8 protein-coding genes are annotated in these 7,370 nt (G+C 68.9%); all 8 read left to right on the top strand.

The genetic code is table 11. The features are described from left to right. The first annotated feature begins 12 nt into the window (after positions 1–12). The 8 genes from ACWEK3_RS33355 to ACWEK3_RS33390 all read left to right on the top strand — a co-directional run bounded on the left by ACWEK3_RS33355 (position 13) and on the right by ACWEK3_RS33390 (position 7,236). Complete coding sequence (locus ACWEK3_RS33355; RefSeq protein WP_453251353.1) at positions 13–606, top strand: hypothetical protein; 594 nt, start codon at positions 13–15, stop codon at positions 604–606. Next, the gene (locus ACWEK3_RS33360) at positions 590–2,143 is read left to right on the top strand and encodes a terminase large subunit domain-containing protein (RefSeq protein WP_453251354.1); all 1,554 of its coding nucleotides are present in this window, start codon (positions 590–592) and stop codon (positions 2,141–2,143) included. The genes ACWEK3_RS33355 and ACWEK3_RS33360 overlap by 17 nt, the downstream gene beginning before the upstream one ends. A gap of 225 nt (positions 2,144–2,368) precedes the next feature. Then, positions 2,369–3,385 carry a DNA-directed RNA polymerase subunit alpha gene (locus ACWEK3_RS33365; protein WP_453251355.1) on the top strand — a complete coding sequence of 339 codons (1,017 nt, stop codon included), beginning with the start codon at positions 2,369–2,371 and terminating at the stop codon, positions 3,383–3,385. Between the two features lie 9 nt (positions 3,386–3,394). Next, positions 3,395–3,583: a transposase gene (locus ACWEK3_RS33370; protein ID WP_453251359.1), complete on the top strand. Its 189-nt coding sequence runs from the start codon at positions 3,395–3,397 to the stop codon at positions 3,581–3,583. A gap of 994 nt (positions 3,584–4,577) precedes the next feature. Next, positions 4,578–4,781: a cold-shock protein gene (locus ACWEK3_RS33375; RefSeq protein ID WP_028799214.1), complete on the top strand. Its 204-nt coding sequence runs from the start codon at positions 4,578–4,580 to the stop codon at positions 4,779–4,781. 179 nt (positions 4,782–4,960) lie between these two features. Next, a complete protein-coding gene (locus ACWEK3_RS33380; protein WP_453251356.1) occupies positions 4,961–6,451 on the top strand; it encodes a DEAD/DEAH box helicase in 1,491 nt (496 codons plus the stop codon). A 55-nt stretch (positions 6,452–6,506) separates the two neighbouring features. Continuing rightward, a complete protein-coding gene (locus tag ACWEK3_RS33385) occupies positions 6,507–6,854 on the top strand; it encodes a CBS domain-containing protein (RefSeq protein ID WP_453251357.1) in 348 nt (115 codons plus the stop codon). Positions 6,855–6,915: 61 nt separating this feature from the next. Further along, positions 6,916–7,236 carry an SCO5918 family protein gene (locus ACWEK3_RS33390; RefSeq protein WP_453251358.1) on the top strand — a complete coding sequence of 107 codons (321 nt, stop codon included), beginning with the start codon at positions 6,916–6,918 and terminating at the stop codon, positions 7,234–7,236. Positions 7,237–7,370 lie beyond the last annotated feature (134 nt).

The following is a 7,370-nucleotide window of genomic DNA, read 5'->3' on the forward strand; positions in this document are numbered from 1 at the left end:
TGCAGTGCCATCATGAATCTCGGCGTGGGGGCGCGCATCAGCGAGAGGACCCTGCCGGTGGGACGCCCCGACAAGGCCGCGCGCGCCGCCATCGCACGGCGGCGAGCGGACGCCATCGACCTACATCTCGCCGGCGTGGACTGGCTCACCGTAGGCCGCAAGCTCGCCGCCGACCCGGCCGTCAACTCCGACCGCATCGCCTACCCGCAGGGCTACGGCATCGAGCGGTACGCCAAGGGCCTGGAACCCCCAGACGACAAGCAGCTCATCCACGCCGCGTGCAAGGACGTGCGCCTGGCCCTGAAGGAACGCACCACCGACCTGGAGGAGAAGGTCGAGGAGATGCGGGCGGTCGACAACCTGCGCTTGGACCGCCTGTTCTTCGTCGCCTACCGCCAAGCCGTCAAGGACGGCAACCTCCAGGCCATCGACCGCGCGCTGCGCATCCTCGAACGCCGCTCCCGTCTCAACCGCCTCGACAAGGAAGCCCCCTCCAAGGTCGTCACCCCGGAGACGGCAGGCGGCGAGCTGACCGCGGTCGCCCTCGATGAGCTGGAGGCGCTGATCGGCATATCGGAGGAGGCCGCGCATGGCTCGGACGAGTAGCCCCGAACGCGAAGCGAAGCTGCTGGCCGCCTACCGGGCCCAGCCGTCGGCACTGCGCCGCGCCATGGCCGCGAAAGCGTCCCCCGAGCTGCGGGTCCAGCTCGCCCGCGTCGAGCGCAGCATCGCCATGGACGCCTCACCGGGTGCGATGGCCGCCGTCCTCACCGAGCGCCGCGAGATGCAGGCCCGGCACCTCCACCTCATCGACCAGGCGTGGATCGACATGGCCGAGGGCCGCGCCGACCGCGTGATGATCACCATGCCTCCGCGTCACGGCAAGTCGCGCCGGGCCTCCCGCTGGGCGCCCCTGTGGTACCTGCGCCAGCACCCCGACCGCCGCGTGGCGATCACCTCCTACTCCGGAGACCTCGCCGAGGAGCACTCGCGGTGGATCCGCGACGCCATCGAGACGTGGGGCGACGAGCTCGGCATCCACCTCAACCCGTCCTCGCGGGCGGCGATGCGCTTCGACATCGCAGGCCATCAGGGCGGCCTCGTCGCAGCCGGCATCGGTGGCACCCTCACCGGCAAGGGCGCGACCATCGCCCTGGTCGATGACCCCGTGCAGGACATGGCCTCCGCCGACTCGCCCAACATCCGCCGCAAGACGTGGGAGTGGTGGCAGTCCGTCCTGCAGACCCGACTGGAGCCGGACGGCGCGATCTGCGTCATCCAGACCCGCTGGAACGAGGACGACCTCGCCGGGCGCATCCTCGCCGACGCGCAGGCCAACGAGTGGAAGATCATCGACCTGCCCGCCCTCGCCGACAGCGACGATGACCCGCTCGGCCGGAAGGTCGGCGCGCCGCTGTGGCCCGAACGCTTCGACGCCGAGCACCACGCCACCACCCGCCGCCGCGTCGGCGAACGCGTGTGGGCCGCGCTCTACCAGCAGAAGCCACGCCCGCCCGAGGGCGGCGTCTGGCAGCGCGCCTGGATCACCGAGCACCGCATCACCACCGTCGAGTTCGGCGGCCTCGACCTCGCCCGCGTCATCGTCGCCGTCGACCCCGCCGGCGGAGAGTCCGCCATCGGTGACGAAACCGGCATCATCGGCCTCGCTCGTGGCTACGACGGCCACCTGTACGTCCTCGAAGACCACTCCGGGAGCATGGGCGCCAACGACTGGGGCCGCACCGCCTGCCATCTCGCCCTCGCCCTCAAGGCCGACGCGATCGTGGTCGAGTCGAACTACGGCGGCGACATGGCCCGGCAGGTCCTCTCCCAGGCGTGGGAGCAGCTGCGCCGCGAAGGCACCATCCAAGGCCAGCTCATGCCCCGCGTCCTCGAAGTCACCGCCAAGATCGGCAAACGCCTGCGCGCCGAACCCATCGCCCAGCTCTACGACCAGGGCCTCGTCCACCACGTCGGCACGCACGTAGCCTTGGAAGACCAGATGGTCACCTGGGTCGTCGGCATGGACAGCCCCGACCGCATGGACGCCGCCGTCCATGGCTTGACCGAACTCGCCGACCCCGACCAGCTCGCCGCCGTGGCCGGACACATTCACGACGACCGCCTCGGCGGACGCCGATAGCCCTCCCCGGAAACGGCCCCATAAAGGCAAACGGTCCCGCACGCTACGCCAATACCCCCTGTCCGCCACGGCTGCTAGCGTCACCGCCCATGACGATCAAGGGCATACCGGCCAGCGGACGGGCGGGGTCCGGCGGTTCGGTCTCATAGGAGGCTGAACCGCCCGTACCCTTCGTGGTCTCTACGGCGTCACATAGCGGGCGCCAAACACTGGAGGCAATACCCCGTGCTGATCGCTCAGCGTCCCTCACTGACCGAAGAGGTCGTCGACGAGTTCCGCTCCCGGTTCGTGATCGAACCGCTGGAGCCGGGCTTCGGCTACACCCTCGGCAACTCCCTTCGCCGCACCCTCCTGTCCTCGATCCCAGGTGCGGCCGTCACGTCCATCCGCATCGACGGTGTCCTGCACGAGTTCACCACCGTGCCGGGCGTCAAGGAGGACGTCACCGACCTGATCCTCAACATCAAGCAGCTGGTCGTCTCCTCGGAGCACGACGAGCCGGTCGTGATGTACCTGCGCAAGCAGGGCCCGGGTCTGGTCACCGCCGCCGACATCGCGCCCCCGGCCGGTGTCGAGGTACACAACCCCGACCTCGTCCTCGCCACGCTCAACGGCAAGGGCAAGCTGGAGATGGAGCTGACCGTCGAGCGCGGTCGCGGCTACGTCTCCGCCGTGCAGAACAAGCAGGTGGGTCAGGAGATCGGCCGTATCCCGGTCGACTCGATCTACTCGCCGGTGCTCAAGGTCACGTACAAGGTCGAGGCCACGCGTGTCGAGCAGCGCACCGACTTCGACAAGCTGATCGTCGACATCGAGACCAAGCAGGCCATGCGTCCCCGTGACACCATTGCCTCGGCCGGCAAGACCCTGGTCGAGCTGTTCGGTCTCGCCCGCGAGCTGAACATCGACGCCGAGGGCATCGACATGGGCCCGTCCCCGACGGACGCCACCCTCGCCGCCGACATGGCGCTGCCGATCGAGGAGCTGGAGCTCACCGTCCGCTCCTACAACTGCCTCAAGCGCGAGGGCGTCCACTCGGTGGGTGAGCTCCTGGCGCGCTCCGAGGCCGACCTGCTGGACATCCGCAACTTCGGTGCGAAGTCGATCGACGAGGTCAAGGCGAAGCTGGCCGGCCTGGGCCTGGCCCTCAAGGACAGCCCGCCCGGATTCGACCCGACCGCCGCTGCCCTCGACGCGGACGATAACGCGAGCACAGGTTTCATGGAGAACGAGCAGTACTGAACGAAGGAGATTTCTGACGCCTCGTGGGCAGTGATCACGCCGCTGCTGCCGCCTCCGGGCCAGGCTCGCGGCCGGTGGCGGGATCACCGCCACGTCCTTGAGGGCATCATGTTCAAGTTCCGTACCGGCCTGCTGCGATCTGCCGCCCTCATGGCAGTCAACCACCTGGGGATGTGCCGCCGCATGGCAGTTCTCTGAGCCGCAAAGCACACCTCATGTCAGTGGCTGACCATCCCTGGGCTGCGAGACACCAGCAGGAACGCGCATCCTCTAGCCGGCCATCACTGCCATCGGCTCACTGACCTGAAGCCGGCAGCAGACCCCACTGCAACCTGTCACAGACACCTTCCTCGCCCATAAAGTTGCCGGACAGCTGCGCCAGCGTCCAGCGCGTCACATGCCGGAGTTGAGCCAGGGGTGCAGGGGGCGGTTCGCGACGACCGGCTGCGGTTGCGGTGGTTGCTGTGCTGCGCTGCTGAACGGCAACCGTCGCCGCTTGCTCTTCAGCTAGATCGCAGCCTCCGCGCAGGCCCGCGAGGCGGCCTCGGTGGAGGCGGGGCGCTGCACCCGGGAGAACCTGCGGGCCACCGCCAAGTCCCCTGATGACGAGTCGTGCAAGGCCGCGGGGGGCAACCTGCTCGACTCGGAGCCGGAAGGGCCTGCTCTGCGGGACGTGGATGCACGCCTGTGCCGACGCCCCCACTCAGTAGAGAGCGGACTCGGCTGGAGGCGGAGCGCGATGCGGCGACTGCGCGACTGCGCGACTGCGCGACTGCGCGACTGCAGGAGCTGAGGGCAGAAATGCCGCGCCCCGCCCGCCATGTGGCCTTTGTCTCCGTCCCGGGGTCCCGGCGCGCTCGTCGGTGTCTCGTCCGCCGATGATGACAGTGGCCGCGCACAGACCTTCACAGTAGGTCACAGCGTTGTGAGCAGAAACGCTCGACGGCAATACTGCACCGCCGGGAACGAATATCTGTGGTCGCTACGTAAGAAATCGACGCGGCACACGATAAATATTCCCGCGACCGCAGGCGGCGCAGAATTATTTACCAGGCGAGGTCGACGCCGACGTGCTACTGTCGTCATCTGTTGCGGGTGTGGTTGCCAGAAGGTTTTTCCGACGGCTGATCATTACGGCGACACGGAATGTGCACAAGGTTCATTCCTGACACCGTCTCCGAAGGAGAAACAAATGGCTACTGGCACTGTGAAGTGGTTCAACGCGGAAAAGGGCTTCGGCTTCATCGAGCAGGACGGCGGCGGCGCCGACGTCTTCGCTCACTACTCCAACATCGCCACCCAGGGCTTCCGCGAGCTGCTGGAAGGCCAGAAGGTGTCGTTCGACATCGCGCAGGGCCAGAAGGGTCCGACGGCCGAGAACATCGTTCCCGCCTGACGCACCGGCGCTGCCGCATACTTCGCAGCCGGGACCCGCACCTTGGGGTGCGTTCCCGGCTCGCTTTATTCCCAGGGTGATTCGACCCTGGCATGTTCGGCCCGTTCTCGCGATTCTCTGCGCCGCTCATCCTGCTGCGGAAATTCCTTGATACGTGCCCGCATCAAGGAAAGTTCCACATGTACCGCACACGTACCACTCGCGCACGCACCAATCGCACATACGGCCGCTTCGGGGAAAGTGCCGCTACAGGCCGCTCCGGCGTTCCGCGCCGCTCCAACGGTTTCGGAAACCGGCAGTCCGCGGGGGGCGAGTTCGCCCTGCCCAAGACGGTCACGCCCGCGTTGCCCGCTGTCGAGGCGTTCGCCGATCTCGCCATGCCGGCTCCGTTGCTGGCCGCGCTCGGCCAGGAGGACGTGACCGTACCGTTCCCTATTCAGGCGGCGACCCTGCCGAACTCCTTGGCCGGCCGTGACGTGCTCGGTCGCGGCCGCACCGGGTCGGGCAAAACCCTCGCCTTCGGTCTCGCGGTACTGGCCCGTACGGCGGGCCGGCGCGCCGAACCGCGTCGGCCACTGGCACTGATCCTCGTCCCCACCCGTGAGCTGGCCCAGCAGGTCACCGACGCGCTTGCTCCCTACGCCCGCTCCGTGCGCCTGGGGCTCGCCACCGTCGTCGGAGGAATGTCCATCGGCAGGCAGGCCGGTGTGCTGCGCGCCGGTGCAGAGGTGGTCGTAGCGACGCCGGGTCGGCTCAAGGACCTCATTGACCGGGGCGACTGCCGGCTCGCCGACGTCGGCATCACGGTTCTCGACGAGGCCGACCAGATGGCCGACATGGGTTTCATGCCTCAGGTCACCGCCCTGCTCGACCAGGTGCGCCCCGAGGGCCAGCGGATGTTGTTCTCGGCCACCCTGGACCGCAACGTCGACCTGCTGGTCCGCCGCTACCTGACCGACCCGGTCGTTCACTCCGTCGACCCGTCGGCCGGTGCCGTCACCACGATGGAGCACCACGTACTCCACGTGCACGAAGCGGATAAGCACCGCACGATCACCGAGATCGCGGCTCGGGACGGCCGGGTCATCATGTTCCTGGACACCAAGCACGCCGTGGACCGGTTGACCAAGCACCTGCTGAACAGCGGTGTCCGCGCCGCGGCCCTGCACGGTGGCCGATCCCAGCCGCAGCGCACCCGGACTCTCGCGCAGTTCAAGGACGGTCACGTCACCGTCCTGGTGGCCACCAACGTCGCGGCCCGCGGCATCCACATCGACAGCCTTGACCTGGTCGTCAACGTGGATCCGCCCAGCGACCACAAGGACTACCTGCACCGTGGCGGCCGGACTGCCCGCGCCGGGCAGTCCGGCCGCGTCGTCACCCTGGTGACCCCCGATCAGCGCCGCGGTATGACCCGGCTGATGGCTTCGGCCGGCATCACCCCGCACGTCACCCCGGTCCGCTCGGGTGAGGCGGAGCTGAGCCGCATCACAGGTGCCCAGGCGCCCTCCGGTGTCCCGATGGTCATCACCGCGCCTGTCCTGGAACGCCCCCGCCGCGCGTCTTCGCCGTCCCGGGACCGCCGGGGCCGCACCGGCCAGGGCCGACCCGTCGGCGCGGGGGCGCGCCGCAGGACACAGCGGCGGCCCGGGAGCAACTCGGCTGCTTAGGCCGGCGCAGTGCTCGGGGCCCCAAGCCGACCATCCCTTACCGAAGGAGACACCCTTGACGCCAGCGCGGACGCAGTACCGCATGCCGGACCCCGCCCCCGTGACCGTGGTCGACGACATCGAAGGGCCCGCGCTGCGAGTATGTGACGACATGACCGTCGAGGTGGCTCTGGCCGTCATGGCGGGTGCCCGGGTCGAGTACCTGACTATGTGCGACGGGGACGACCAGAGCACGGGTGTGATCACCCTGGTCCGGCTCGCCGTTCTCCGCGACAGTTCCGCGTACACGGACCGGATCCGTCTGCGGGACGTCCTCGACGGATCGTTGTCCTCGCCCGGCGCCCGCCCCGGCGGCGTCGGTGAGTACGGCCGGATTCCGGGCGCGCTCACCCTCTCGCGCTGATCCGCCTCGCTCCGGGCAGCCCGTTCTCCTTCTCCCCGCGACTTCTCACCTGCGAGGCATCATGCGCTGCGTCATGGCCCGGTACCCGTTCGACCTGACCAAGACCGGGGCACTGGCCTCGATGAAGGGCGTCAGGCCCGAGCTCGTCACGGGTGAGTCCGTGGCCATCGGCCGCCGCCACTACCCCGTCAAGCAGGTGGGCCAGATCATCACGCCACAGGACCCGCGTGACTTCACCGTCGGCGAAGTCACGCCGGCCATGACACGCCTCGGCTTCACCTGCCACGACCGTGCCGAGGCCGCGCCTGTGGGCGTGGGCGCTCCCGCTCCGCCCCGCACCGCGTCGGCACTGCTCGGCGGCACCGGCCCCGTGACGGTATGACGACGGGCGGGATACCGCCCTCAGGATCCCGGTGGGGGCCCGCGCTCGTACCGAGTCGATGCGCGGGGCGGTTTGCCGTCGGTGCTGGCGATCCACCAGCGGGCGGGCCACGCGAAGTCGACGGTGTAGGTGAG

It is taken from the genome of Streptomyces sp. NPDC004721, from assembly GCF_053601495.1.

What these genes read in the sequence shown, in the direction of transcription:
- ACWEK3_RS33355 (WP_453251353.1), top strand. Translation starts at nt 13, where the DNA reads ATGAATCTCGGCGTGGGGGCGCGCATCAGCGAGAGGACCCTGCCGGTG.
- ACWEK3_RS33360 (WP_453251354.1), top strand. Translation starts at nt 590, where the DNA reads ATGGCTCGGACGAGTAGCCCCGAACGCGAAGCGAAGCTGCTGGCCGCC.
- ACWEK3_RS33390 (WP_453251358.1), top strand. Translation starts at nt 6,916, where the DNA reads ATGCGCTGCGTCATGGCCCGGTACCCGTTCGACCTGACCAAGACCGGG.
- ACWEK3_RS33375 (WP_028799214.1), top strand. Translation starts at nt 4,578, where the DNA reads ATGGCTACTGGCACTGTGAAGTGGTTCAACGCGGAAAAGGGCTTCGGC.
- ACWEK3_RS33380 (WP_453251356.1), top strand. Translation starts at nt 4,961, where the DNA reads ATGTACCGCACACGTACCACTCGCGCACGCACCAATCGCACATACGGC.